The sequence below is a fragment of the Stenotrophomonas sp. YJH_SMC_4 genome, assembly GCF_059371575.1.
Genome location: NZ_JCAFUR010000006.1, coordinates 84,784 through 108,308 on the forward strand (window position 1 = coordinate 84,784; position 23,525 = coordinate 108,308).

Here is a 23,525-nt window from a genome sequence, read left to right on the forward strand (position 1 = left end):
CGGCCTCGCCGGGCGGATGCCGACAGCGCGCAGAGTTGCACCACCGACATGGTCGATAGCCTTGCAGCGCAACGCTCCAGCCTCATTGCGCCATATGCAACGATTCTGAAAATGTTGAAAGTGGTGTCGGCATCGGCCTTACTGCATTGGCAACGCGTACGACCGGGCGTATTTCTTTTCGTGCCACCAATACACCGGTGGCCGGGGCTCGAAATCCCGGTAACGCGACTGTAGTTTGCGCTTGTCAGCCGGCACCACGCTTTGTGGTGCCGGCTGGCAATCCGTCGGCCGGCTATGGCGGGCGGTGCGTGGGGGCCCTGCGCCCACCGGGCCTAGTCGCGTACCGGATTTCGAGCCACGCACCGTCCGCCACCTTTATCGGTGGCGGCTTCTGCATGCACGCAAGGAGCCCCGCCATGACCCAGCCCCACTCCCCTGCCCCGCAACCCATCCACGACGCGCCCGCAAACGGCCCGGTGCTGGACCCGAACACCCTCATCGCCCTGCTGCACAGCATCGGCGCCGGTGCCGCCTCCGATGGTCAGCCCTGGCCTGAGCGCCACCAGATGCCGGGCCGGCGCATCGCACTGGCAGACACCGATTGCTCGTTGGCCGGCCTTCGCGTGGTGCTGGAGATTCTGCTGGCCGCACAGCGTGCCCGCGAGAACGGCGAGCTGGAGCAATACGTCGGCCCGCGCGTCATGGAGGGCCTGATCATGGCCGGAATCGGCCTTACCGCACACGCCAGTACCCGACTGCATCCGGAGGGTTGAGTGGCGTGGTGCCGCTGGGCGGCCAACGCGCTCTGTCTTGTGGTGGTGGTTGCGGCACAGACGCAGTGGCTGGCGCCGCCCAAGCCCTCGCCTATCGGTTTCCACAGCATCCCCGGCGATCGCTTTCTGCAGTTGCGCCGCCAAGCCATGCAGTTCGTGGAGGATCGGCCACGACAGGGCTTCCAGTTCGTAGAGCGGCACCGAGATGCCGAGTTCCAGGTTCATTGCCGAGGCATACCCGTGCTGTGGCTGGAGAGGCGCCCGCAACATCTGCTGTTGTGGGCCTCACTGGACGCGAAGCAGCGGGCGCCCGCCGTTGTGCGGTTGCGGGCGCTCCTCCAATGGCAGTTGGAGCCGTTGGATTACCTGGAGCAGGTACTGGCTGGCGCGCCGGAACCTGTTCTGTTGGATCGGGTGCTGCAGAGTCTTGCTAGTGATGTGCCTGATGGGGCGCGATGTGGCGTGCCGTAGTCGAGCATGGCCCGACTCTACAGGGTTGCGGGCAGCGAGGGTTCGGGCTGCAGCTCTGCCGCTCGTCGCCTGCGCGACAGGCATTTGCCCAGTGATCATGCGGGTCACCTCCCGGCATCGATCCAGCCCGCATCGCGCGCACGCGCAAGATCTTCTGGCGTATCGATATCCAGGCCCAGTTCCGGTGCCTGCAGGACATGCACCGTATCGACAGGAAGTTGCCGCAGGCGCGCTCCGAAGCCGCGGTCACCGGCTGCACCGACAGAGGTGAACCAGGCGCGCGGCACTACTGCGGGAACGCCAAGCGCATTTCCGTGGCGGGTGCCCGCGCACGTTGACGCTGCGGCGCGGGCACCCGAAAGCAACGCCTGCAGATGGGAGTGCTCGATCGCGGGCTGGTCGCATGCCACGACCATCACCGCGGTCACCGTGGGCAGCAGGTGTGCGCCGGCAACCTGCAGACTGCCCGCCAGGCCGCGTTCCCAGTGGCGGTTGGTTACCGGAGTGGCCTCCAGCCCGGCAATGCTGGATGTCACGGCCTGTGCGTTCGCGCCCACCACGACCAGGACCTGCGCTGGCGCGAGCTCCCGCGCCAACCGCACCACGCGATGTACCAGGGTTTCGCCCTGCCGGGTCAGAAGCTGCTTGGGCTGGCCGAGCCGGGTGCTCCCGCCGGCAGCCAGCACGACGACCGCATGCGCGTCAGTCACCTGCCGTGCGCGCTTCGCCATTGCTGCAGCTGCGCGGCGATGCTGAGCGAAATCGCCTCGGGCCCTCGGCCGCCGATGTTCAGGCCGACCGGTGATTGAAGTCTCGGGGAAAGGCGGTGGCGCTGATCCGGTGTCAGCAGCTTGAACAGGTCCTCGCGCCTTCGACGCGGACCCAGCAGTCCAATGAACGCGACGTTGGTATCAGCCAGGGCCACCAGCGCCTCCCGGTCCAGTTCGAAATCGTGATGCATCACCAGTGCCGCGTCGCACGGGTCGCCATGAAGGGCCTCGGCCGGGCTGGTCTGAAGATGCGCATCCGCGCACTGCCCGGCTGAGGCCCAGCGCGCTCGACGTTCGGCCACGCTGACCCGCCACCCCAGGCTCCGCAGCAACGGAACCAGGAAGGGCGTTTCGGGACCGCCCCCCAACACCAGAGCCCGCGGAAGACGGCGCAACTGCAAATGCCATGCGCCCTCGCCAAAGGGCTGCGCACCATGCATCGGATGCAGCTGCCACGCCTGCTCGCGATGGCCGGTGCGGAAAACGATCTGCCCCGATGCACGAAGCTCGCGCTGTAGTGGCACACCCTCGCGCAGCCATGCCTCGATGACAACGTCGATGCCGGCCATGGCACGCAATGGCAGGAGCGCAATCCGAAGCCGGCCGCGGCAGCCGAGCGCGGACCCGCTCAACAGGTCGTCGTCACTGCGGGTGTCGATCTCGATCCAGTCGACCCGCCCTGCCGCGCTCACCTGCTCCGCGCGTCGCGCGAGCTCCGGCTCCAAGCATCCGCCGCTGAGCCAGCCGACCTGGCTGCCGTTGCAGAACAGCACCATGTCGCCGGCACCGGCGTAGGTGGAGCCATCGGTTTCCAGCACCAGCGCGAGCACGGCGTGCTCCCCCGCGCGCATGCGCGTCAAGGCCGTCTCGAGTACGCCGCGCGGGCTACCTTCGGCGAGGAAGCCCGGCGCTGCGGACAGGTCCTCGGCAAGATCGCCGGGCTCCCCTCCGCCTGCCGCTGAAGCTTCCAGCGCGGGTGAGGCTACGGGTCGGTCCATGCGCAACGTCAGCCCACGTCGGGCAAGCCGGGCAAGCCGGGCAACAGCTTGTCCAAGGTGATGGGATAGCTGCGCACGCGCACGCTGGTTGCGTTGTAGATCGCATTGGCGATCGCGGCGCCAACCCCGCAGATGCCCAGTTCACCCACACCCTTGGCCTTCATCGGCGAGATCACCGGATCCAGCGTGTCGAGGAAGACCACCTCCTGGTACGGGATGTCGGCGTGCACGGGAACCTCGTAGCCGGCCAGATCGTGGTTGATGAACAAGCCAAGCCGTTTGTCGACCACCAGCTCCTCCATCAGGGTCGCGCCCGCACCCATCACCATCCCGCCGATGACCTGGCTGCGTGCGGAGAGCGGATTGAGGATCCGGCCGCCATCGCATACGGCAAGCATGCGGCGGATGCGCGTCTCTCCAGTGTAGGCATGCACGGCAACCTCGCAGAAATGCCCTGCATAGGTGCCGACGTCGTAGCCTTGTTTGAAGTCGCCGAAGGCAATGCCGTCCTCCGCCGACAGTGTGCCCGCCTCCGCCAGCTTGATGGTCCGCCCACCCGCCTGGATGCGGCCATTGGCGAAGTCTGCGGTGTCGCCGTCGAAACCCAGTTTCTCACCCACCTTGCGGCGCAGGCTGACGCACGCCGCGTACACGCCTGCGGTCGAGCTTGCCGCGCCCCACTGGCCGCCGGAACCGGCGGAGGCGGGATGACGGGAGTCTCCGAGGGTCACCTGGACCCGCTCCAGCGGCACGCCCATGGTCTCGGCTGCCGTCTGCGCGATGATCGTGTAGGAGCCGGTGCCGATGTCGGTCATGTCGGTCTCGACAATCACCCCGCCTTGGCCGTCAAGCCGGACCCGCGCCGCCGACTTCATCGTCGGTGCGCCGCGATAGCCCGCGGACACGCCCATGCCGACCAGCCAGTCCCCTTCCCTGACCTGCGCCGGCCTGGGGTTGCGCTTGTTCCAGTTGAAGCGCTCCGCACCTTCGCGCAGGCAGCGCACCAGGTTGCGGTCGGAGAACTTCTTGGACGGATCGCCGGGTACCACCTCGGGCTCGTTGAGGATGCGGAACGCGATCGGGTCGAGGCCCAGCTTCTCGGCCATTTCATCCATCGCCACTTCCAGCGCCATGTGGCCCGGTGCTTCGCCCGGTGCGCGCATCGCATTGCCTTCGGGCATGTCGAGCGTGGCGATGTAGTTGGCCACCAGGCGGTTGGCGCCCGCATAGAGCTTGGGCGTCTGCAGGGTGCCGTTTTCGCCGTCCTCGCCGTTGATGTTGCCCGACCAGTTCTCGTGGGCGATGGCGGAGATCCGGCCATCCTTTCCGCAGCCGATCCGCACGCGCTGGAGGGTGGCGTGCCGGTGCGTGGTGTTGTTGGGCATCAACGGGCGTTGCAGCGCGATCTTCACCGGTCGCCCGACCTGCTTGGCCGCCAACGCGGCCAGCACCGCGTCGGCACGGATGAACAGCTTGCCGCCGAAGCCTCCGCCGATATAGGGCGAGTCCACGCGCACCTTGGCAGGATCGATGCCGAGGATCGCCGCCATGCCCTGCCTGGCCCAGTCGATCATCTGGTTCGCCGTCCACAACGTGAGCGTGTCACCCTCCCAGGCGGCGATGGTGGCGTGCGGCTCCATCATCGAATGACTTTCGTCGGAGGTGTGGTAAGTCTCGTCGAGCTTGACCGCCGCGCTCGCGTAAGCGGTGTCGAAATCGCCGAGCGTCTGCCGGTCGGGCTTGCCACCGCGCCCCTTTGCCAGCGGCGCGGACGGTGCCAGGGCCGGGAAATCGAAGCGGCCCTTGCCGCGCTCGTAGCGGGTGCGGATCAGCGCCGCGGCGGCGCGGGCCTGCTCGAAGGTCTCTGCCACCACGCAGGCGATGGCCTGGTGGTAGTGGGCCACTTCGGGTCCGCCGAACAACGGTGCATTGTTCCAGTTCGATTTGCCGACCGGCTTGGTTTCCGGTGCGGTGATGACCGCCAGTACGCCGGGCGCGGCACGCGCGCGGGATGCATCCATCGAAATGATGCGCCCTTTGCCGATGCCCGCGCCGACGATGTAGCCGTAGGCCTGGTTCGGCGCCACGTCATGGCGCTCGTAGGCATAGGGGGCAGTGCCGGTGGTCTTGCGTGGACCGTCGATGCGCGGCGTCGACTTGCCGACGACCTTGGCCTTGTCGAACAGGTTGTCGCCGGCGGGGGCGTTGAATTCAAGGGGCATCAGCGCTCTCCTTCCACCAGCACCGCTGCGAGGGTGCGCTCGGCGAGCGCGATCTTGAACGCGTTCTCTGGCGTCGGACGGGCACCGGCGAACACCTGCCGGGTCGCGGCCTTCACGCCGTCGCGCAGCAGGGGTTCGGCTGCCTCGACGCGCCACGGCTTCGGCGCGACCCCACCGAAGGCGAACCGCGCCGAGCCGTCACGCTGCACGACCGCGGCGACCGACACCAGTGCGAACGCATAGGACGCGCGGTCCCGCACCTTGTGGTACACGTGCCGACCGCCCAGAGGTTCCGGCAACGTGACGTGGGTGATCAGCTCACCGCGCTGCAGCACATTGTCCTGCTGCGGCCTGTCGCCGGGGGAACGATGGAAATCGGCAATCGGGATGCTTCGCGTACTGCCGTCACCCCTGACGGTCTGGATCGAGGCGTCCAGCACCCGCAGGGCCACCGCCATGTCGCCCGGATAGGTCGCGATGCAGCTGTCCGAGGTGCCGATCACGCCCATCTGCCGGGAGAACCCCTCGAGTGCGCCGCAGCCGGATCCGGGCAGGCGCTTGTTGCAGGGCAGATTGGGGTCGTAGAAATACGGGCAGCGCGTGCGCTGCAGCAGGTTGCCGCCGGTGGTGGCTTTGTTGCGCAACTGCCCGGAGGCGCCTGCCACGATCGCGCGGGTCAGCACCGCGTAGTCGCGGCGCACGCGCTCATGCGAGGCCAGCGCGGTATTGGTGACCAGCGTGCCGATGCGCAGGCCGCCCTCGTCGGTGGGCTCGATCCTGTCCAGGCCGATGTCCTGCACATCGACCAGGTGCGCTGGCGTCTCGACCTCCAGCTTCATCAGGTCGAGCAGGTTGGTCCCTCCGGCCAGGAACTTCGCGCCCTCGGTACCGGCGACGGCCTTGGCAGCCTCGGCCGGGGATTTCGCGCGTTCGTAACTGAAGGCCCTCATGAGCGTCTCCCTGCAGAGGTTGCGCCAGCGACCTCTGCCATCGCCTCGGCAATGTTGGAATAGGCGCCGCAGCGGCAGAGGTTGCCGCTCATGCGTTCGCGCATTTCCATGTTGGTGGCCCGGGGCCGTGCGCTGACATCCGCCTGCACATGGCTGGGGACACCCCGCTTGATCTCGTCCAGTACCGCCACCGCCGAGCAGATCTGCCCCGGCGTGCAATACCCGCACTGGTAGCCATCATGCTTGATGAAGGCGGCCTGCATCGGATGCAGGTCATCGGGGGTTCCGAGGCCTTCGATGGTAGTGATGGCATCGCCCTGGTGCTGCACCGCCAGGCTGAGGCAGGCATTGATGCGCTCACCGTTGACCAGCACGGTACAGGCACCGCATTGACCGTGGTCGCAGCCCTTCTTGGTCCCGGTCAGCTTCAGATGTTCGCGCAGGGCATCGAGCAGCGTGGTCCGGGTGTCGAGTTCAAGTTCCCGCCGCTTGCCGTTGACGGTCAAGGCCACCGTGCTGATGACCGGCGGCCTGGGCGGCGGGGGCGCCGCCAGTTCGGCGGCGAGCGATGACGCCCCCGGTGCGGCGGACATCGCCACGGTCGTGACGCCGCCGGCGATCACCTGGCGACGCGTCAACTTCATTCCTTCATCACAACTTGGCACAGTGACCTCCTGGCGTTCGGGGAAACCCCGTGGCTGGATGGACGCGCTCACACTACCGAAGGGCTACTATGCCCCTCTGCGGGGTACAGGCCTGTGAAGTCGGCGAAATGTACGAGCATGATGCAGCAAGCCCGAAGAAATCGGCTGCATCCAGCCACAGCGCGGCACTCTTGAGCCATGCGTATGCCTCACTGGATGACTCACAGTCCTGTTTGTCCCTCAGCATGAGGAACATGATGGCCCGACGCTACAAAGGCGTTCGCTGGGAGAGCTCGGGTTCGTGGATGGAGCCCTCCAACAAGGCAACGTAGGTATCAAGCCTGGTGCGAAGGCCGATCAGCATCCAGCCCAGCAGGTACAGCAGCACCATGGCGAAGATCAGTAGTGCACCCAGCGGGCCAACATCGAAAGCGCCCGCCCAGTCGCCCCATTTCCATCCGCGGAACTGCAGGTAGAGGGCAATCAACAGCGGGAATGGTCCCAGCCGCTGCAGGCCGCCATACATCATGCCCATGCGCTCAATCATGTTTGTGCGCAAGGTGCTGACGAACTTGAGTCGCCGCTCGCGCTGGACGCGCGGGAATCCGCGAAGCTCGGTCACCACCGCTTGCCAGTGAGCGAAGTCTTCATCCATCTCCCGGGCGTGCGAGAGCCGCGGCTGGATGAACTGGCGAATGCCCCTACGGGCGGCCAGTACGCCACCGACAATGAACCCTCCTATTTCGATTGCCAGGCAGGCAACAACCACCTGGAGCACTACGCCAAGAGGCAGCCATCGATCCGGAAGCTGACCCATGAGAATGCCGAAGATCGCCGCACCCACGCCGATGCGAAACGCCCACGTCTCCACCCTGCCCGCCTTGGGGTAGATGCTGTGCTCAACCAGTCCCTGCACCCGCTGGTAGAGCCAGTGGAATGTCAGTTCCTGCGAATCGGTCTTTGCCGGCGGATCGAATCCGCCCCCTGCCTGCATGTCCATTGCATCCCCTGCCCCACCGGCCAGGTTGCCGGCGCCACCATCGTAGCCGAGCTGGGTTGTGGCGGAATACGGCCTAGCCGTGTAATCGTCAGGGCCAGGACCTTCCCGGAGTCGAGCATGGCTCGATTCTACAGAGGCGGAGCCTGCGGGCCGACCCGAACATGCACCACATGGCTGACGCCGCGATGGAACATCTTGGCGTATGGGCAGACGCGTTCGGTGTTGCGAACGAGTTCGCAGGCCAGGTTCTCATCCATGCCGGGAAGATGTACCACGATCTCGGCCGACAGCAGGTACAGCCCATCTGCCGGATCACGGGCGAAGGTGACCGCCACTTCGATGCTGGGGTTGTGCAGCAGCAGGCCGGCACGCGCGGCCACCAGCACCATGGCACCGTGGAAGCAGCCAGCGTAGCTTGCGGCCAGCAGCTGCTCGGGATTGGCGCCGCCGCCAGGCCCGCCGAGTTCCGGCGGCAGGCGCAGGTCCACCGCCAGTGCACCGTCGTCCGACCGCACGACGCCGGACGCCCGCCCGTGCTGGGCCTGGCCACCGCTCACCCGCACGCGGCCGGTGTACAGCGGCTTCACGTCGTCGCCCTGGTAACGGTCCAGCATGGCGGGCGAAGGAGGCTTCAGCTCGGTCATTGCGCGGCTCCATCAAGCGCAGCTGCGGCAGGCGATCGATTCGCCGCTCAGGCAGGCTGCCGCTGCAACAGGCCGGACTGCTGCAGCCAGGCGTCGAAATCGACCTGCCCCAGCCACGCGTGTCCGACCGGCACCAGCGTGTCGATCTGCAGCGGCGCGCCGAAGTACAGCGCCTGGGCATCCGCAACGACCTGCCGGGAATCACCCGTCATTTGCAGATACTGCCTGGCCAGATCCGCCATCGCGCTACGCTGCGGCCCGGCGATTTCCAGCACGCCATTGGCCGGCGGCTGCTGCGCGATGCGTGCCACCGCTTCGGCAACATCCTCGGCGGCAATCGGCTGCACGTCGGCGGCCGGCAGCCGCAGGGTCTCCCCATCGCCGGCGGACTGGATGATGCCCGGCAAGAACTCGAAGAACTGCGTGGAATGGATGATGGTGTACGGCAGGCCCGAGTCGCGGATCAGGCGCTCCTGGGCGATCTTGCCGCGGAAATAGCCACTGGCTGCCAGCATGTCGGTGCCTACGACGGAAAGCGCAACGTGGTGATGTACGCCGGCACGGATAGCGGCCGCAAGTATGTTGTGGCCAGCGGTCACGAAGAACGAAAGCACTGCCGCATCTTCGAACGAGGGCGAGTTGGCCAGGTCCACCACCACGTCGACGCCGTCCATGGCGGCATCCAGACCTTCACCGGTCAGCACATCCACCCCGGTCGAGGGTGCTGCCACCACGATCTCATGCCCGGCTACGCGCAGGCGTTCCACCACCTTGCTGCCGATGCGGCCGGTACCACCGATGACGAGGAACTTCATTGCGTATCTCCTGGAATGTAGAAGGGCTACCGGATGTGGCCGGGCGCAGGCATCGTAGGGAGCGCGGGCGCGAGGCAGTAGGTCCATGGCGGGCCGCGCACTGTTGCCCGGCACGCACCAATACGCTCACGCCCAGCCAGGCCGTGCGCCTGGGTTCAGAGGCGTGGCCTGCTGGCGTGCTTCCCAGTGCGAGATCACATCCAGCTCGAGCGCGCGCACCCGCTGCGTGCTGAAGTCGATGAAGGCCCGCACGCGCTTGGGCAGCTGGCGGCGGCTGAGGTAGCACAGGTAGTGGCCACGATCGAGCGGCGCATGCCGATCGAGGCAGGTCACCACCCTGCCCGCCCACAGCGCTTCACGCACCTGATAGCTGGGCAGTTGGGCGATGCCGAGCCCGTCGATGACGGCCTGCAGGGCCAGGTCGGCATCGTTGAACACCATTGCGGAAGGCGGCTGCAGGTGCACTTCGGCACCGTCGACACGGAATTCCCAGGGCTGCATGCGTCCGCCCGGCAGGCGCCGCCCGATGCAGGCATGCGTGGGCAGCGCGTCCACCGACGCGGGTAGGCCGTGCACCTGCACGTACGCCGGTGATGCACATACGACCAGCTGCATCGGCACCAGCTGCTTGGCGATCACCTGGCTGTCTTCCAGCAGGCCGTCGCGAAACGCCACGTCGATGCGGTCACCGGCCAGGTCGGGGGCCTGCTCGTCCAGCAGCAGTTCCACGGATACCTGCGGGTACTCGGCGCGGAATGCGGCCAGCAAGGGGGCGATCACCCGCCGGCCGAAGCCGTGGCTGGCACTGATGCGCAGGTGCCCGCGCGGCGGGCCCTCGCGCAGGTCGCGCATTTCCTCCAGCGCCTGCAGGATGCAGGTCACGCCCGGGTTGCAGCCCTCCAGGAACAGCTCGCCTTCGCGGGTGAGCGTGGTCGAGCGCGTGGTGCGCAGGAACAACCGCACGCCCAGCTGGCTTTCCAGCTTCTGCACGCTGCGGCTGACGGCCGAGCGGCCGATGCCGAGGCGGTCGGCCGCGCGCGCGAAACTGCCCTCGGACGCCACTGCAATGAAGGCCAGCACACCGGCGTAGCTGGTGGAGAAGGACGCATTGAGCGCATCGTGGCCGTCACTGGCCGGGCGGGGCGTTGCGGCATTCATGGGTGGCCTGGCTCCAGGCGGGCACGTTGTGCGTGCAGGTGGCTCCGCGCCAGCGCCAACCGTTGCCTGCACGTGGAAGGGTCGAGCCCCAGCAGGGGCACGATGTCCTCGAATCCGGCGCCCAGCACGTCGTGCAACAGCAGGATCGCGCGTGCGTCGGGCGGCAGTTCGCGCAATGCGGCGAGGAAGGCCTGCCAGACCTGTTCGCTGGCAGGGCGCGATGCGGTGCGCAGTGCGATGAGGTGTCCATGCCCGGCAGACGGCCGAGCATCGGCCGCTGTGACAGGACATTGGTGTTTTTCATGCAACAGCGTGCGGCCCGGCCCCCGCCTACCGGCGTTGCGAATGCAGGCCTAGCCTCGCTGTGCCCTTCACACGCTACAGGAACACACCATGACCGCACGCCTGGATTACGCCGCGCAATCCCCCGAACTGTTCAAGAAGCTCGGCCTGTACTCGCATGCCGCCCACACCGCCTCGATCGAAGGGGCCATCGTTGATCTGGTCAACATCCGTGCATCGCAGCTCAACGGCTGTGGCTTCTGCCTGGACATGCACGTGAAGGAGGCCACCCTGCGTGGTGAGCGCCCGCTGCGCCTGCATCACCTGGCGGCATGGCGTGAATCAACGCTGTTCAGCCCGCGCGAGCGCGCCTGCCTGGCCTGGACCGAAGTACTGACCCAGCTGCCGGCGCAGGGTGTGCCCGACGAGCTGTACGCGCGCGTGCGCGGCCAGCTGTCCGATCAGGAAATTGTCGACCTCACCCACGCGGTGATGGCGATCAACGCCTGGAACCGCGCCAACGTTGCCTTCCGTACCACGCCCGGCACCCTGGATACGGCCTTTGGCCTGGACAAGGCCGGCCTGGCCTGATCCTTCCGCCGCTGCCCCATGCTGCGGCCCTCCTCTACCGCTTTGGAGACCTGCCATGCGTCGTTCTGTTCTGGTCCTGTTTGCGCTGCTGCCACTGTGCGGCGCTGCCGCCATCCCGCCCTCTCCTGCGCCCCAGCCCTTGGTGCGCGAGGTGATGACCCGCGCCCTGCCGGAGCAGCCCGGCAAGGAAGCGCTGATCCTTACCGTGGAGTACCCGCCGGGTGGCGCCGATCCTGTCCACCGCCACGATGCCCATGGCTTCGTCTATGTCCTGGAAGGGCGGATCGTGATGGGTGTGGCCGGCGGCAAGGAAGTCACCCTTGGCCCGGGCGAGGCCTTCCATGAGGGCCCGGCCGATCTGCACACCGTAGGCCGCAACGCCAGCGCCACCGAGCCGGCGAAGTTCGTGGTGTTCCTGATCAAGGACATCGGCAAGCCGGCGGTGCTGCCGCCGCACTGATCGCACGTCCGGCGCTGGCACCAACGACAGGTTCCCGGGTGTCACAATCCGGGGACCTGTCCCGTCTACGCTGGCATGGACGATTCCACTGCGCTGTTCTCACGCCTCCGCCCACGCCTGTTCGGCGTGGCCTACCGCATGCTTGGGTCTTCGCACGAAGCCGAAGACGTGGTGCAGGATGTCTGGCTTCGCTGGCATGGCGCCGACCAGTCACAGATCGAGAATCCGGAAGCCTGGCTGGTGGCGGCCACCACCCGTCGCGCCATTGATGGCCTGCGCCTGGCCCGGCATGCGCGCGAACACTATGTGGGCATGTGGTTGCCCGAGCCGCTGCTGACCGATGACACCGCCACGCCCGAGTACGTGCTGGAGACCGCCAGCGATCTGTCGGTCGCCTTCCTCAGTGTGCTGGAACGGTTGGCCCCGGATGCGCGTGCGGCTTTTCTGCTGCACGATGTGTTCGATCAGGATTACGCAGTGGTCGCGCGCACACTGGACAAGACGGAAGCCGCCTGCCGGCAGATCGTGCATCGCGCACGCCGTCAGCTCAGGCAGGAGCGCCCGCGCTACAACGTCCCGCAGGACGTGCATCAGAAACTGCTGCGCCGCTTCGCCGAGGCTGCATCCAGTGGAGATTTCCGCACGATGAAGGCGTTGATGGCCGAATCGGCCGAGCTGGTGGGTGACGGCGGCGGTATCGTCACCAGCTTTCCAGGGCCTTTGCTCGGCGGCGCACGCATTGCCCAGCTGCTGTATGCCCCGCACCTGCGGCGCAGCGCGCAATTGCGGATGGTACCGGCCATGCTCAACGGACGGTTGGGACTGCTGCGCTATTTCGATGGCGTGCTGGAGGCGGCGATGGCCTTCGAGACCGATGGCGAGCGGATCACGCAGATCCTGGTGCAGCGCAACCCGCACAAGCTGCAGCGGTTGGCTCGCCCTACCGCCATCCTGTAGTTCCACGCCAGGTGTGGATGGCGTCCGTTGTCGGCCTCGTCCTTGCGGGATTCGAGCGGGGCGCCGATGCGCCCCGTCGAAAACCCCTGCTTGCGCTGTATCCGCAGGATCCGATCAGAAGTCCCAGAACACCGGCACCCAGCGCAACGTCTCGCCCTCCAGCGACACCCGGCCCACTGACGGGAACGGAAGATGCGTGGCCACCAGCATTTCGCCGGTGCCGGCCAGTTCCTTCAGCAGAGCGATGCGTACGCGTGCGGATTCCTCCGGGTCGTGCTCAAAACCGTTGTGCCAGTTCGGTTGGTCGAAGCCGACCGCGAACACGGCGTCACCGGCAAAGGTCAGGGCCTGCCCCGCGGACGCTACGCGCACTACGCAGTGGCCCGGGGTATGCCCACCGGTACGGCGGGCCGTTACGCCCGGCGCGATCTGCTGTTCGTTCTGGAAGGTATGCACATAGCTGCTGTACTCGGCCCAGAAGTGCTTGGCCGTGGCGCGTAGCGCATCGGGGAAACCCTGCGGCATGTTGGTGCGGCTGAAGTCCGGCGACTTCCAGAACTCCACCTCCGCTGCGGCCACGTGGATCTTCAGGTCCGGGCGCAGCTGTTCCTTCACACCTTCAACCAGCAGCCCGCCGACGTGGTCCATGTGCATGTGGGTGATCACCACATCGGTGATTTCGCCCAGGTTGATACCGGCAGCACCAAGGCGACGGATCAGCTGGCCGGCGCGCGGCAGCTGCAGGTCCGGGTCCATGCCCAGGCCGGCATCGATGAGAATGGTGCGATCCCCGCTGTGCACCACCATTACGTTCAATGCCCAGTCGAAGGCATCCTGCGGCAGGTACATCTCTTCGAACCATTCGGCACGGTCGGCCGCCGGTACGTTGTGGCCGAGCATCTGGGTGGGCAACGGCAGGACGCCATCGCTGATCACCAGCACTTCGACGTCGCCCACTTTCAGGGCGTAGCGCGAGGGCACCAGTTCATCGAGGGCGGGGGCAATGGGCGCGGCGGTGTTTTCCATACTGAACATGAGGGATCTCCACGAAGAGCCATTTGGCGGGCAGCAATGCAAGGCTGGCGCGAACGAATCCGGGCGCTTGCCCATGGCGCAGGCAGTGACATTGCCAGGGCACGGTTGCCTGGCAGGCCAGCGCTGCGGAGTTCATGGGAAGACGGGCCACTGCGCGGGCAATGGGCCCGGAACACGGCAGGTGCCGTGTGGGATCAGCCTAGGCAGTACGCCGCAGGTGCGGTAGCGCCGTGAAGGGGTACGTCATGTTGCGTTCCGGGAAGCAATGCGGAACCGGCTGCAATGCCACCATTGCAAGCGCCTCTGGCTCGTTCGGTAGCGCGCAGGCCCAGGTCGGGCAGCTTCGGATGATCATCCAGTCGACCCCACTGTGGATCCGTGCACTCAGGACGATCTATCAAGAAATTCGGACTTGTCATATCCCTGGCGCCTGATCGCGGGCGCAAAGTACGTCTCACCACCCACCCATCAGAGTTCCCGCATGAATACCCTCGCCCGCTCACTGGCCGTTGCCGCCCTCGCCCTCTCGGTCCAGGCCGGCCTGTCCGCACAGGCCGCCGAGCCGGCCAAGCCGGCGGCGGTCACCGCCATCGCGCGCACCGCCAGCTACATCACCACCGCCGATGGCGTGCAGCTGTACTACAAGGACTGGGGTCCGAAGGACGGCCCGGTCGTGACCTTCAGCCACGGCTGGCCGTTGAATTCGGACAGCTGGGAATCCCAGATGCTCTTCCTGGCCAATCATGGCTACCGCGTGATCGCGCATGACCGTCGTGGCCACGGTCGTTCCAGCCAGCCGTGGGACGGCAACGATATGGATCACTACGCTGATGACCTGGCCACGGTGATCAATACGTTGGACCTGCACGATGTGACCCTGGTGGGTTTCTCCACCGGTGGCGGCGAGGTGGCGCGCTACATCGGCCGGCATGGCACCGGGCGAGTGAAGAAGGCCGTGCTGATCAGCTCGGTGCCGCCGTTCATGCTGAAGACCGCCGACAACCCCAACGGCCTGCCGATCGAAGTGTTCGATGGCATCCGCAAGGCACAGATGGACAACCGCGCCCAGTTGTACAAGGACATTCCGTCGGGCCCGTTCTATGGCTTCAACCGCCCGGGCGCGAAGGTGTCGCAGGGGCTGATCGATGCGTGGTGGGCGCAGGGCATGCAGGGCGGCCACAAGAACACCTACGATTCGATCGCTGCGTTCTCGGCCACCGACTTCCGCGCGGACCTGAAGAAGTTCGATGTGCCAACGCTGGTCATCCACGGTGATGACGACCAGATCGTACCGATCGATATCTCGGGCCGCCAGTCGGCAATGCTCATCAAGGGCGCCAGGCTGATTGTCTACCCGGGTGCGCCGCATGGCCTGACCGACACCCACAAGGACAAGGTCAACCAGGACTTGCTGACGTTCCTGCAGGAAAAGTGAGCAACAGGGGGCTCCGGCACTGCGCCGGAGCCCGTTTCATCCTGCAGGGTGCCGCCTCCATGCGGCCCTTTTCGTGTCGGACATCGGCAGCCGGGCATGGCTCGGCTCCGCACAGGTCCCCGCAAAGACGAACTCAGTCCGCCCCGCCCCGTGCGTTGCGCCGCAGGGACTGCGGGGGCTGGCCGAAGGCGCGCAGGAACGCTCTTCGCATGCGTTCGGTGTCAACGAAGCCCGTTTCGGCCGCGACTTCATCCATCGTGTAGCGGCTCTGCTCGATCAGCACGCGAGCGGCCTCCACGCGCAGGCTCTCCACCGCCTTCGCAGGGGATTGCCCGGTTTCTTCGCGGAACGCGCGACTGAACTGACGGGTGCTGAGATGTGCGGCCTGGGCCAGTTCTTCAACCGACAAGGTGGCGCGCAGGTTGCCACGCGCGAAGGTCAGCGCATTCTGGATGCGATCGGACCGGGCATCCAGCTCGAGCAGCACCGAATGCTGGGACTGCCCGCCTCCACGGCGGTGGTAGACCACCAGCTTCCGGGCCACCGCCCTGGACAACTCCGCACCGAAGTCGTTCTCGATCATGCCAAGCGCCAGGTCCAGCCCCGCGCTCATGCCGGCGGAAGTCCAGATCGGGCCATCGGTGATGAAGATGCGATCTTCCTCCACCTGCGCGGCGGGAAAGCGCTGCTTGAGCACACGGGCGTGGAACCAGTGCGTGGTGGCGCGCCGCCCGTCCAGCAGCCCCGCTTCGCCAAGAATGAAGGCGCCTGTGCACACCGACGCGGTCCGGCGCGTGCGCGTGGCCGCCTGGCGGATCAGTTCGATCAGCGTGCCGGTGGACGGGGCTGGCTCCAGCAGGCCGGCCACGATCAAGGTATCCAGCGGCTGCTGAGCCAGCGGCGCCGTCTGCATGGCCATGCCAAGCGAGCTGGGCACCAGCCCGCCCTGTTCGGAGAGCATGTGCAGATCGTAAAGGCGCGCGCCTTCGGTGGCATTCGCCAGTTCGAAGGCGGACGCAGCCGCGATCGCCATGGTCTGGAACCCGGATGGCAGGACAAATCCAACACTGAGCATGACGGTTTTTCAGGGGTGGCCGTAAACGAGGTATATACGACATTTACGCCATTCACAAGCCGGCCTAGATTTGGCCCTGACCCCGGCGACGCCCGCCGCTTCGGACTGACCACTGTGAACAACCCTACCCATCAAGGCACCGCTCTCATCACCGGCGCATCGTCAGGCATCGGCGCGGTCTATGCCGATCGCCTGGCCCGCGCCGGATACGACCCGATCCTGGTTGCGCGACGCGGCGACCGCCTGCGCCAACTGGCCGAAGCACTGGCCCGCAGCACCGGCCGCGCAGTGGACATTGTCGCGGCCGACCTGACCACCTCCGACGGGCTTGCCAAAGTTGAGAAGGTCATTCGAGACCGAGCGGATATCCGACTGCTGGTCAACAATGCCGGCATCGGCGCCACGGCTCCCCTGCTGCAGTCGGACATCGGCGAGATGGAGCGCATGATCACGCTCAACGTGAACGCCGCGATGCGTCTGGCCTACGCCGCCGCCCCGGTGTTCGTGGCCCATGGCCAGGGCACGATCATCAACATCGCCTCCATCGTCGCATTGGCGCCCGAGCTGCTCAACGGCGTCTACGCGGGAAGCAAGGCGTTCGTTCTGGCGTTTTCGCAGTCGCTCCACCATGAGCTGGCCGACAAGGGCGTGCGCGTCCAGGTTGTGCTGCCGGGGGCCACCGCAACGGACTTCTGGCACCTCTCCGGCCTGCCGGTGGAGCACTTGCCGCAGGGCATCGTGATGAGCGCCGAGGACATGGTGGATGCATCCCTGGCCGGGCTGGCACAGGGCGAACGCGTGACCATTCCGGCGCTTCCGGACATCGCTGAGTGGGACGCCTTCGAGCACGCACGCAAGGCGATGGCGCCGGGGCTTTCGCGTGCCCAGCCGGCACAGCGCTATATGAGCAGGGTCTGACCGGCGAACGGGCTACAGACGCCCGGTGCAGGGGATGGAGCGATGGCCGGGCGGCGTCGCGTTGAGCGCTACGCTGCCCCGCCCTGCTGATTGTTAACGCGTGTTGCCTGAAGGTTTGACGCCACGTTGCCCCGCCCTTGATGGGGCCGGTCACAGCGCACTCCTATGCTGGGCCCGCCACCTGAGGGGTGGTGATCAACCTGGAGATTCACCATGCAACGCGATCAGAAAGACCTCCCCCACCCGGACGCGGAAGCGCAGCACCCCGATCCTGTCAGCCCGCTGCAGGCAAAGCTGCACAACCGCCGCAATCATGACGAAGCGCTGCAGGAAACCTTCCCTGCCAGTGATCCGATCTCCCCCTTCGTCGCCGCGCCAACGCCGGAAGAGCAGGCCAAGCGCCTGGGTGAGCGGGTCAGGCTGCCAGATCGTCGAACGGATGAGGAGGCCGCGGGAGGTGACGAGTGATCCGGCGCGGCTTCGCCCGGGTCGCGGCCGCGACGGCACGATTGTCCGGCAGCCTGGGCGCATTCGTCGCGGCGCTGGGGGTGATCATCACCTGGGCCGCCAGCGGGCCGGCCTTCCACTTCAATGATACGTGGCAGCTGGTGGTGAACACGGGAACGACCATCGTGACCTTCCTGATGGTGTTCCTGATCCAGCATACGCAGAATGCCGATACGGCCGCGCTGCACATCAAGCTGGATGAACTGATCCGGGTCAGCAAGGACGCCAACCAGGAGCTGTTGAACCTGGAGTCGATGGAACCGGCGCACCTTGAAGAGATTCGCCAGCGTTACGAGGCATTGGCGAAGACCGCTGCAGACATCAAGTCCAAGAAGGAGCGCTGCATGCCCTGCGATGCGGATGCAGCCGCCGAAGCCTGAGGTGGATGCCTGCGCCTACAGCTGTTCTGGTGTGAGGCCCTGCCTGGCAGGGCCTTCCAGCAGCGCTCCGGTGGCGGAAAAGCGGCTGCCGTGGCAGGGGCAGTCCCAGGTGCGCTCATGGTCATTCCATTGGACAACGCACTTCAGGTGCGGGCAGAGCGCCGACATCATGTGCAGGCGCCCGCCCTCGTCGCGGTAGACCGCGGTTCGCTTTCCGTCCACGTCCAGCAGTGCGCCGCAACCACGGGCCAGCTCACTGGGTGAGTGCGACGGCGCAGCACCAAGGCGATCTCCCACCATGTGCCGTGCAACCGTGCCATTGGTACGGGCCCAGCCGGCCGCCGAACGCACTGGCGTGAAGCGCATGGGGCTTAGCAGCTTCTCGATCTCGCTGGTCGTGCCCATGATTCCCTCGGTGATCGCACGAGCGGCCACGCCCGCCCAGGTCAAGCCATCGGGACCATAGCCGGTGGCGACCCACACATTGTCGTGCGCGCTGCTGCCGATGTAGGGCAGCTGGTCGGCTGCACGGAACTGCTGCGCCGACCAGCACAGCGGTTCGCCCTGCACGGTGAAGTTGCGACGCGCGTCGGCGACCAGATGCTGTGCCGGATCCATCACCGGGGTTTCGCCGGTGCGATGTGTCTCGCCGACCAGCACCAGCCAGTCGCGGCCATCAGTACCGCGCACCCCGCGCAGCGAGCGGTGCCGATCGGCGATCCAATGAATACCTGCCGCTGGCGGATTGGCAACCGGCACCGCCACGCCGTACTCGCGGTACACCTCCATCTCGGCCTGCACCAGGTTGAACCCTGCTGGCGAGTGGGTGGCGAGCACGAAGTGCCTGGCATGGATGCGGCCGCCAAGGGCGGTGGCAACGCCTGCTGATGCCTCGATGCTGTTGATCTGGGTCCAGTCGTGGATGCGCACCCGGCCCACCAGGTGTCGCGCCAGCTCCCTGCAGAAAGCCGCCGGATCCAACTGCGCCTGATCGGGAACACGGAACGCGTGGCCCAATGCGAATGGCAGACCTGACTGCTGGTGTTCGCACTGCAGGCCTACGCGCTGATAGGCCTGAAGTTCACGCTCGAATCGCGTCGTCACCTCGCGCGTGCGCTCCTGCATGCCGTACTGCATGGCCACGCGTTCGAAGCCGCAACGCAGATCGTAGCGATGAACCAGCGTTTCGATGGCGCGCAGGGCCTGCTGCCGCCACTGCACGATACGACTGGCCGTGTCGCCGCCCCAGCGCGAGACCAGTTCTGCCAGCCGGGAGACGGGCGCGTAAAGATTGCCCGTGGACATCACCGTATTGCGCCCGCCGATGGGCCCTGCATCGACCACCAGCACATCGAGGCCGCTATCCGCCAGGCGGGCCGCTGTCAGCAGGCCGGTCATGCCGGCGCCCACCACCAGCACGTCCGCGCGCGTCGTGCCGGCAAGGGGGCGGAAGCAATGCGACTCGGTGTCAGCTGACCATAAGCTGGCGCGCGGGAACGGTTCGGACATGAAAGGGATCCTTGCAGCTTCAGCTGGGAGGCCTCTCTGATACGCCTTGCCGGGTGAAACGAGGGTGGCGCGGCCGTGCAGATGATGCTCACGCGCTGCGACGATCAACGCCATGGTCAAGGCCAGATGAGCGCTGCGTGGGCAACACGCCTGTGTCGCCTCTGCGAACCGCAACTCTCTGCTTGCAGCGTGGTAGCTAACGTGCCTGGAAGGAGGATCAGGCAGTGAGCACGCACCTGGAAATCGATCTGATGATCGCGCAACTGGACGAACTGCTGCCGACCTGGGCAGCGTTCTACCCCGAGCAGCAGTTCGTCCGCATGCTTGCCGAGGCACTGGACTACATTGCTGCCAGTGCAGACCCGGAGGCCCGGCTGTATTGCGTGATGCGCACCGGGCACCTCAACGCGTGCAGCGGAGAGATTCCATGGGCGGCGCGCTATGGAGGCCGCTAGGCCGGTGGATCACGCCGCGACCGCGTAGGGTTCCACCAACCTGGCCAGGATATCCATCGCCGTCTCGGTTGGCGCATCGTCACCGCTGTGCTGGGCGAACCCTGACCAGTCCGCGCGGGCAAGAAGCTTCAACTGCTCGGGTTGGGTGGGCAGCCAGCGCATCGGCCAGAACGGGAGCCGCCGGTTGCCCACCCTGCCGCGCTGCAGCTCGATGAGCCCGGTATGGCTGGAGGCGCCCACCACCCGCGAATACGCCACCCTCAAGCCGTCTTCGGGCCCCTCCATGTACTGCAGGAAGCGGCTGCCGTCGAACAGCAGGACGCCGGTGACGCCGGCACTGCGGTTGAAGCGGGCGGCATCATCGACCAGATCGTCGAGCTTTCCGCTGCCCAGGCCGAACGGATCACCAGCAACGGCTGGGCCCGCTTCGCTGACGTATGCGACTGCCCTGATCGGCATTAACTGCTCCTGTAGCGAATCCCCCCAGATTCCGTGGCCGTAGGATAGGCCAGCTGCGCCCTGCAGTTGTTCCCATCATGTGCATTTTGTGAATCAGTTGGGTTCCAGCTGACAAACGGCATGCAGGACGCCTACACCGCCCATGCCGTGGATCGTTTACGCTTGGGCCAGATGACTCGGGAGCGCCCCATGCCCAATACCGGCCTTTTCCATGTTCTGGAGCTGGACGCTGTTTCCGGCGTGCAGGGTATTGAGCGCGTCAGGTCCATTCGCGTGCTCTGCAACACCTGCGGCGGGATTACACAGTTGTCGGGGGGCGCGTTGGGGGCGGTGCCCGGTGGAACGACGCTGGTGTGCGGCGCTTGTCCTTCGCGCCAGACGGTCAGCAACGCGCGGCTGGTCGAATGCGATCATGTCCTGCCCGGCAGCGCGCAGGGATCCGACGCATAGGCGCGGGCTACGGGTCTGCCTGCGCCCAGCGCGCCAGATTCTGCTTCACTTTCCCAATGCCGGCCCAGGGGTCTTTGCGCCGCCGCTTGAGCTTTGCTGGCACGTCCTTGATCGTGAACGCGTCTGCGCGCTTGAGTTTCGCCAGATCGCCCCAGGCGATCGGCAACGCGACCGGTGCGCCCGGCCGCGCCCGCAGCGAGTAGGACGCGACTGCCGTGGCACCGCGCCCGTTGCGCAGGTAGTCGACGAAGATCCGCTTGTTGCGGAGGCTTTTGGTGGCCGTTGCCAGGAATCGCTGGGGCTCGGATTGCGCCAGCGCATCGGCGAAGCCCTTCGCAAAGCGCTTGGTCAGGTCCCAGTCGCATCCCGGGTTGAGCGGCACCACCACGTGCAGGCCCTTGCTGCCGGAGACGCGCAGGAACGATTCCAACTGCAGCTGCGCGAGCAGTTTTCGGATGTCGGTTGCCGCCTTCTTGACCTCTGCAAAGGGTACGTCCGGTCCTGGATCCAGATCGAACACCACCCGGTCGGCCTTGTCGGGCGCTTCGGCGTGGCTGCCCCAAGGGTGGAACTCCAACGCGTTGAACTGCACCAGTTCAAGCAGGCTGGCCGCGTCACGCACCACCAGGTAATGGGCGTTGATGCCGCTTTCCTCCTTCAGCCTTACCGGATCGACCAGTTCCAGCCCGGCTGTGTGGTGTTTCTGGAAGAAGCAGGGCTTTGCGGTGCCACTGGGGCATCGGATGATCGACAGCGGACGATCAACCACCTCGGGCAGGAGGTGCTCCATCACTGCTGCGTAGTAGTCCCATACCTCCTGCTTGGTGTAGCCATCGCCAGGAAACAGGATCTTGCCGGGCGACGAAAGCGCGGGCGGTGTGCGGCCGGTAGCGGGTGACTTTTTCGTATCGCGCGCAGGACGCCTGGATGCGGGCTGTCCACCAGAGGCCATGGCCGGCCCGGAGCGATCGGAATCTTCGAGATCGGCGATGTCCTTGTCCGCCCGTACCGCCTTCAGCGATGCCTGGCGCAACAGCTTCTGCCCGCCAATCCCGCGATAGAAGACCTCCACCACGAAACGCGGTGCGAACCAGGTCGCGGCGCGAAGGTCGGTGTCCTGGGTGGGCACGTGCGCCGTCGGCTTGCGGCCGCCGCCGCCTTCGATGCGCCTGCTGACTTCGCCGATCAGTTCGTCCGAGAACCCGGACCCGACGCGGCCGACGTAGAGCCAGCCATGTTTCGGGTCTGGCCGCGCCAGCAGCAGCGAGCCGAACCCGGTGCGGCTGCCTTTCGGCGCGGTGTATCCGACCACCGCGAACTCGTCGCTGGCCAGCTGTTTGGTCTTTCGCCAATCCTCACTGCGGCCGCTGTGGTAGCTGCGATCAGCGCGCTTGGAAATGATGCCTTCGAAGTGCTGCTCACCGGCCAGGCGATAGGCCTCGTCGCCATCCCCCTGCACATGCGAACTGAACGCCAATGGCCTGCCCTGCCCCTCCAGCACGGAGTGCAGCAGGGCTTTGCGTTCCAGCAAGGGCGCATCGGCGATGTCCACGCCATCAAGATGCAGCAGATCGAACAATGCGTACGTCAGGATGCTCTGCCGCTCGCCGGAGAGCGTGGCCTGCAGCAGGTTGAAGTCTTCCTTGGTGCCGGCGCCGGCGATGAGCTCACCGTCCAGTGCCGCCGAAGTAAGGCCCAGTGCCGCGATCGCGTCACGTATTTCAGGCAGCTTGCCGGTCCATTCCAGTGCGTTCCGCGACCACAGCTGCACGTTGCCCTCAGCCACCGTAGCAAGGATGCGGTACCCATCCCATTTGATCTCATGCACCCACTGCCCGCCCTGGGGCGGCGCGTCGCCCAGCTTGGCCAACTGCGGCTCAAACGGTCCGGACGGCGCTGCCGCCTTTTTCGCCTTGCTGAGCGCCAGGGCCTTCTTCGCCCAGTTCTTTCGTCGGGTGCGTGTGGGCGGTACGACCGTGAGTTTCTTCTTCGCGGTCTTTCCTGCCCCGGCACGCTTCAGGTCCTCCGGGGGCGCTACAGCGACATCCGCCAGCAGATCGTCTGCCTCGATATCGCTGGCAAATTCATCGTCGTCCTTGAACAGCAGCCACTGTGGCTGGCGCGCAGGCTTGCCGGAACGGACCAGATGCCATCCACCCTTGAGCTTGGCGCCGAACAGCTCGAAGCGTAGATGGCCCTTGGCGAGCTGGGCTTCCGGGTCACCCTGCGTGGCCCACACACCGTGGTCGAACTGGGCGACATGTCCGCCGCCATACTGGCCTTTGGGAATCTCGCCTTCAAATGCTGCGTAGTCGACGGGATGATCCTCCACCTCCACCGCCATGCGCTTGACCTTCGGGTCGTAGCTGGGGCCCTTGGGAACGGCCCAGCTCTTCAGCGCGTCACCCACCTGCAGACGGAAGTCGTAGTGCCTGCGGCTGGCATGATGCAACTGCACCACGAAAATGGCGCGTTGGCCTTTTGGCAGCGCCTTGCCCGGTTCGGGCTCCCTGGTCTGGTCAAAACGACGCTTGCGGCGGTACTCGACCAGTGACATGGGCAGCTCC

26 protein-coding genes are annotated in these 23,525 nt (G+C 66.3%); 11 read left to right on the top strand and 15 right to left on the bottom strand.

The window, feature by feature from the left end; all coding sequences use genetic code 11:
- Positions 1-416: 416 nt before the first annotated feature.
- Both AC5P9F_RS11500 and AC5P9F_RS11505 read left to right on the top strand, forming a co-directional pair.
- Positions 417-773 (top strand): hypothetical protein, encoded by a 357-nt coding sequence (locus tag AC5P9F_RS11500; protein ID WP_180873755.1) that lies wholly within the window; start codon positions 417-419, stop codon positions 771-773.
- Positions 774-1,244, top strand: coding sequence for a hypothetical protein (locus AC5P9F_RS11505; protein ID WP_180873753.1), 471 nt, complete (start codon positions 774-776; stop codon positions 1,242-1,244).
- Positions 1,245-1,348: 104 nt separating this feature from the next.
- On the opposite strand, the gene AC5P9F_RS11510 is transcribed toward AC5P9F_RS11505, so the two are convergent.
- The 10 genes from AC5P9F_RS11510 to AC5P9F_RS11555 form a co-directional block, all read right to left on the bottom strand.
- Positions 1,349-1,975 (bottom strand): nucleotidyltransferase family protein, encoded by a 627-nt coding sequence (locus AC5P9F_RS11510; protein WP_180873751.1) that lies wholly within the window; start codon positions 1,973-1,975, stop codon positions 1,349-1,351.
- On the bottom strand, positions 1,951-3,012 hold the full coding sequence (locus AC5P9F_RS11515; protein ID WP_274849834.1) for an XdhC family protein: 1,062 nt from the start codon (positions 3,010-3,012) through the stop codon (positions 1,951-1,953). Before AC5P9F_RS11515 ends, AC5P9F_RS11510 begins: the two co-directional genes overlap by 25 nt.
- 8 nt (positions 3,013-3,020) lie before the next feature.
- Positions 3,021-5,234, bottom strand: a complete 2,214-nt coding sequence (gene paoC / locus AC5P9F_RS11520) for an aldehyde oxidoreductase molybdenum-binding subunit PaoC (RefSeq protein WP_274850224.1) — start codon at positions 5,232-5,234, stop codon at positions 3,021-3,023.
- Positions 5,234-6,184: an FAD binding domain-containing protein gene (locus AC5P9F_RS11525; RefSeq protein ID WP_049433730.1), complete on the bottom strand. Its 951-nt coding sequence runs from the start codon at positions 6,182-6,184 to the stop codon at positions 5,234-5,236. Before AC5P9F_RS11525 ends, paoC begins: the two co-directional genes overlap by 1 nt.
- A complete protein-coding gene (gene paoA / locus AC5P9F_RS11530; RefSeq protein ID WP_138970006.1) occupies positions 6,181-6,828 on the bottom strand; it encodes an aldehyde dehydrogenase iron-sulfur subunit PaoA in 648 nt (215 codons plus the stop codon). Before paoA ends, AC5P9F_RS11525 begins: the two co-directional genes overlap by 4 nt.
- Before the next feature lie 268 nt (positions 6,829-7,096).
- On the bottom strand, positions 7,097-7,828 hold the full coding sequence (locus AC5P9F_RS11535; RefSeq protein WP_495231957.1) for a hypothetical protein: 732 nt from the start codon (positions 7,826-7,828) through the stop codon (positions 7,097-7,099).
- Between the two features lie 128 nt (positions 7,829-7,956).
- Positions 7,957-8,472, bottom strand: coding sequence for an OsmC family protein (locus AC5P9F_RS11540; protein ID WP_012480266.1), 516 nt, complete (start codon positions 8,470-8,472; stop codon positions 7,957-7,959).
- A 47-nt stretch (positions 8,473-8,519) separates the two neighbouring features.
- Positions 8,520-9,287, bottom strand: a complete 768-nt coding sequence (locus AC5P9F_RS11545; RefSeq protein ID WP_053443025.1) for an SDR family oxidoreductase — start codon at positions 9,285-9,287, stop codon at positions 8,520-8,522.
- 126 nt (positions 9,288-9,413) lie between these two features.
- Complete coding sequence (locus tag AC5P9F_RS11550) at positions 9,414-10,445, bottom strand: LysR family transcriptional regulator (protein WP_180873743.1); 1,032 nt, start codon at positions 10,443-10,445, stop codon at positions 9,414-9,416.
- A complete protein-coding gene (locus AC5P9F_RS11555; RefSeq protein ID WP_308678748.1) occupies positions 10,442-10,753 on the bottom strand; it encodes a sigma factor-like helix-turn-helix DNA-binding protein in 312 nt (103 codons plus the stop codon). Before AC5P9F_RS11555 ends, AC5P9F_RS11550 begins: the two co-directional genes overlap by 4 nt.
- A gap of 85 nt (positions 10,754-10,838) precedes the next feature.
- Here AC5P9F_RS11555 and AC5P9F_RS11560 point away from each other — a divergent pair, with 85 nt between their 5' ends.
- The 3 genes from AC5P9F_RS11560 to AC5P9F_RS11570 all read left to right on the top strand — a co-directional run bounded on the left by AC5P9F_RS11560 (position 10,839) and on the right by AC5P9F_RS11570 (position 12,735).
- Positions 10,839-11,318: a carboxymuconolactone decarboxylase family protein gene (locus tag AC5P9F_RS11560; RefSeq protein ID WP_164173115.1), complete on the top strand. Its 480-nt coding sequence runs from the start codon at positions 10,839-10,841 to the stop codon at positions 11,316-11,318.
- 55 nt (positions 11,319-11,373) lie between these two features.
- A complete protein-coding gene (locus AC5P9F_RS11565) occupies positions 11,374-11,778 on the top strand; it encodes a cupin domain-containing protein (RefSeq protein ID WP_111196904.1) in 405 nt (134 codons plus the stop codon).
- A gap of 75 nt (positions 11,779-11,853) precedes the next feature.
- Complete coding sequence (locus AC5P9F_RS11570) at positions 11,854-12,735, top strand: RNA polymerase sigma-70 factor (RefSeq protein ID WP_180873741.1); 882 nt, start codon at positions 11,854-11,856, stop codon at positions 12,733-12,735.
- Between the two features lie 114 nt (positions 12,736-12,849).
- On the opposite strand, the gene AC5P9F_RS11575 is transcribed toward AC5P9F_RS11570, so the two are convergent.
- A complete protein-coding gene (locus AC5P9F_RS11575) occupies positions 12,850-13,770 on the bottom strand; it encodes an MBL fold metallo-hydrolase (protein WP_180873739.1) in 921 nt (306 codons plus the stop codon).
- Positions 13,771-14,251: 481 nt separating this feature from the next.
- Here AC5P9F_RS11575 and AC5P9F_RS11580 point away from each other — a divergent pair, with 481 nt between their 5' ends.
- Positions 14,252-15,205 carry an alpha/beta fold hydrolase gene (locus AC5P9F_RS11580; protein WP_495231958.1) on the top strand — a complete coding sequence of 318 codons (954 nt, stop codon included), beginning with the start codon at positions 14,252-14,254 and terminating at the stop codon, positions 15,203-15,205.
- Positions 15,206-15,338: 133 nt separating this feature from the next.
- Here AC5P9F_RS11580 and AC5P9F_RS11585 read toward each other — a convergent pair whose 3' ends face one another.
- Positions 15,339-16,166 carry a GlxA family transcriptional regulator gene (locus AC5P9F_RS11585; protein ID WP_239502325.1) on the bottom strand — a complete coding sequence of 276 codons (828 nt, stop codon included), beginning with the start codon at positions 16,164-16,166 and terminating at the stop codon, positions 15,339-15,341.
- Here AC5P9F_RS11585 and AC5P9F_RS11590 point away from each other — a divergent pair, their 5' ends adjacent.
- The 3 genes from AC5P9F_RS11590 to AC5P9F_RS11600 all read left to right on the top strand — a co-directional run bounded on the left by AC5P9F_RS11590 (position 16,167) and on the right by AC5P9F_RS11600 (position 18,085).
- Positions 16,167-17,198 (top strand): SDR family NAD(P)-dependent oxidoreductase, encoded by a 1,032-nt coding sequence (locus AC5P9F_RS11590; RefSeq protein ID WP_308678749.1) that lies wholly within the window; start codon positions 16,167-16,169, stop codon positions 17,196-17,198.
- A gap of 213 nt (positions 17,199-17,411) precedes the next feature.
- Positions 17,412-17,666, top strand: a complete 255-nt coding sequence (locus AC5P9F_RS11595) for a hypothetical protein (protein WP_099473249.1) — start codon at positions 17,412-17,414, stop codon at positions 17,664-17,666.
- Complete coding sequence (locus tag AC5P9F_RS11600; RefSeq protein ID WP_019336571.1) at positions 17,663-18,085, top strand: low affinity iron permease family protein; 423 nt, start codon at positions 17,663-17,665, stop codon at positions 18,083-18,085. Before AC5P9F_RS11595 ends, AC5P9F_RS11600 begins: the two co-directional genes overlap by 4 nt.
- Before the next feature lie 15 nt (positions 18,086-18,100).
- Here the strand turns inward: AC5P9F_RS11600 and AC5P9F_RS11605 are convergent, their stop codons facing one another.
- Entirely contained in the window at positions 18,101-19,594 is a 1,494-nt protein-coding gene (locus tag AC5P9F_RS11605; protein WP_180882218.1) for an FAD-dependent oxidoreductase, read from the bottom strand.
- A 224-nt stretch (positions 19,595-19,818) separates the two neighbouring features.
- Between AC5P9F_RS11605 and AC5P9F_RS11610 the strand changes: the two genes are divergently transcribed.
- Positions 19,819-20,049, top strand: a complete 231-nt coding sequence (locus tag AC5P9F_RS11610) for a hypothetical protein (protein ID WP_005409686.1) — start codon at positions 19,819-19,821, stop codon at positions 20,047-20,049.
- A gap of 9 nt (positions 20,050-20,058) precedes the next feature.
- On the opposite strand, the gene AC5P9F_RS11615 is transcribed toward AC5P9F_RS11610, so the two are convergent.
- The gene (locus tag AC5P9F_RS11615; RefSeq protein WP_005409687.1) at positions 20,059-20,508 is read right to left on the bottom strand and encodes a BLUF domain-containing protein; all 450 of its coding nucleotides are present in this window, start codon (positions 20,506-20,508) and stop codon (positions 20,059-20,061) included.
- 189 nt (positions 20,509-20,697) lie between these two features.
- On the opposite strand from AC5P9F_RS11615, the gene AC5P9F_RS11620 reads away from it, so the two are divergent.
- Positions 20,698-20,958: a hypothetical protein gene (locus AC5P9F_RS11620; RefSeq protein WP_223846410.1), complete on the top strand. Its 261-nt coding sequence runs from the start codon at positions 20,698-20,700 to the stop codon at positions 20,956-20,958.
- Positions 20,959-20,965: 7 nt separating this feature from the next.
- On the opposite strand, the gene ligD is transcribed toward AC5P9F_RS11620, so the two are convergent.
- Positions 20,966-23,515 (bottom strand): DNA ligase D, encoded by a 2,550-nt coding sequence (gene ligD, locus AC5P9F_RS11625; RefSeq protein ID WP_180882209.1) that lies wholly within the window; start codon positions 23,513-23,515, stop codon positions 20,966-20,968.
- Positions 23,516-23,525 lie beyond the last annotated feature (10 nt).

Coding starts and splice junctions, on each gene's coding strand:
- AC5P9F_RS11500 (WP_180873755.1), top strand. CDS start 417: ATGACCCAGCCCCACTCCCCTGCCCCGCAACCCATCCACGACGCGCCC.
- AC5P9F_RS11510 (WP_180873751.1), bottom strand. CDS start 1,975: ATGGCGAAGCGCGCACGGCAGGTGACTGACGCGCATGCGGTCGTCGTG.
- AC5P9F_RS11515 (WP_274849834.1), bottom strand. CDS start 3,012: ATGGACCGACCCGTAGCCTCACCCGCGCTGGAAGCTTCAGCGGCAGGC.
- paoC (WP_274850224.1), bottom strand. CDS start 5,234: ATGCCCCTTGAATTCAACGCCCCCGCCGGCGACAACCTGTTCGACAAG.
- AC5P9F_RS11525 (WP_049433730.1), bottom strand. CDS start 6,184: ATGAGGGCCTTCAGTTACGAACGCGCGAAATCCCCGGCCGAGGCTGCC.
- paoA (WP_138970006.1), bottom strand. CDS start 6,828: ATGAAGTTGACGCGTCGCCAGGTGATCGCCGGCGGCGTCACGACCGTG.
- AC5P9F_RS11535 (WP_495231957.1), bottom strand. CDS start 7,828: ATGGACATGCAGGCAGGGGGCGGATTCGATCCGCCGGCAAAGACCGAT.
- AC5P9F_RS11540 (WP_012480266.1), bottom strand. CDS start 8,472: ATGACCGAGCTGAAGCCTCCTTCGCCCGCCATGCTGGACCGTTACCAG.
- AC5P9F_RS11545 (WP_053443025.1), bottom strand. CDS start 9,287: ATGAAGTTCCTCGTCATCGGTGGTACCGGCCGCATCGGCAGCAAGGTG.
- AC5P9F_RS11550 (WP_180873743.1), bottom strand. CDS start 10,445: ATGAATGCCGCAACGCCCCGCCCGGCCAGTGACGGCCACGATGCGCTC.
- AC5P9F_RS11560 (WP_164173115.1), top strand. CDS start 10,839: ATGACCGCACGCCTGGATTACGCCGCGCAATCCCCCGAACTGTTCAAG.
- AC5P9F_RS11565 (WP_111196904.1), top strand. CDS start 11,374: ATGCGTCGTTCTGTTCTGGTCCTGTTTGCGCTGCTGCCACTGTGCGGC.
- AC5P9F_RS11570 (WP_180873741.1), top strand. CDS start 11,854: ATGGACGATTCCACTGCGCTGTTCTCACGCCTCCGCCCACGCCTGTTC.
- AC5P9F_RS11575 (WP_180873739.1), bottom strand. CDS start 13,770: ATGTTCAGTATGGAAAACACCGCCGCGCCCATTGCCCCCGCCCTCGAT.
- AC5P9F_RS11580 (WP_495231958.1), top strand. CDS start 14,252: ATGAATACCCTCGCCCGCTCACTGGCCGTTGCCGCCCTCGCCCTCTCG.
- AC5P9F_RS11585 (WP_239502325.1), bottom strand. CDS start 16,166: ATGCTCTCCGAACAGGGCGGGCTGGTGCCCAGCTCGCTTGGCATGGCC.
- AC5P9F_RS11595 (WP_099473249.1), top strand. CDS start 17,412: ATGCAACGCGATCAGAAAGACCTCCCCCACCCGGACGCGGAAGCGCAG.
- AC5P9F_RS11605 (WP_180882218.1), bottom strand. CDS start 19,594: ATGTCCGAACCGTTCCCGCGCGCCAGCTTATGGTCAGCTGACACCGAG.
- AC5P9F_RS11615 (WP_005409687.1), bottom strand. CDS start 20,508: ATGCCGATCAGGGCAGTCGCATACGTCAGCGAAGCGGGCCCAGCCGTT.
- AC5P9F_RS11620 (WP_223846410.1), top strand. CDS start 20,698: ATGCCCAATACCGGCCTTTTCCATGTTCTGGAGCTGGACGCTGTTTCC.
- ligD (WP_180882209.1), bottom strand. CDS start 23,515: ATGTCACTGGTCGAGTACCGCCGCAAGCGTCGTTTTGACCAGACCAGG.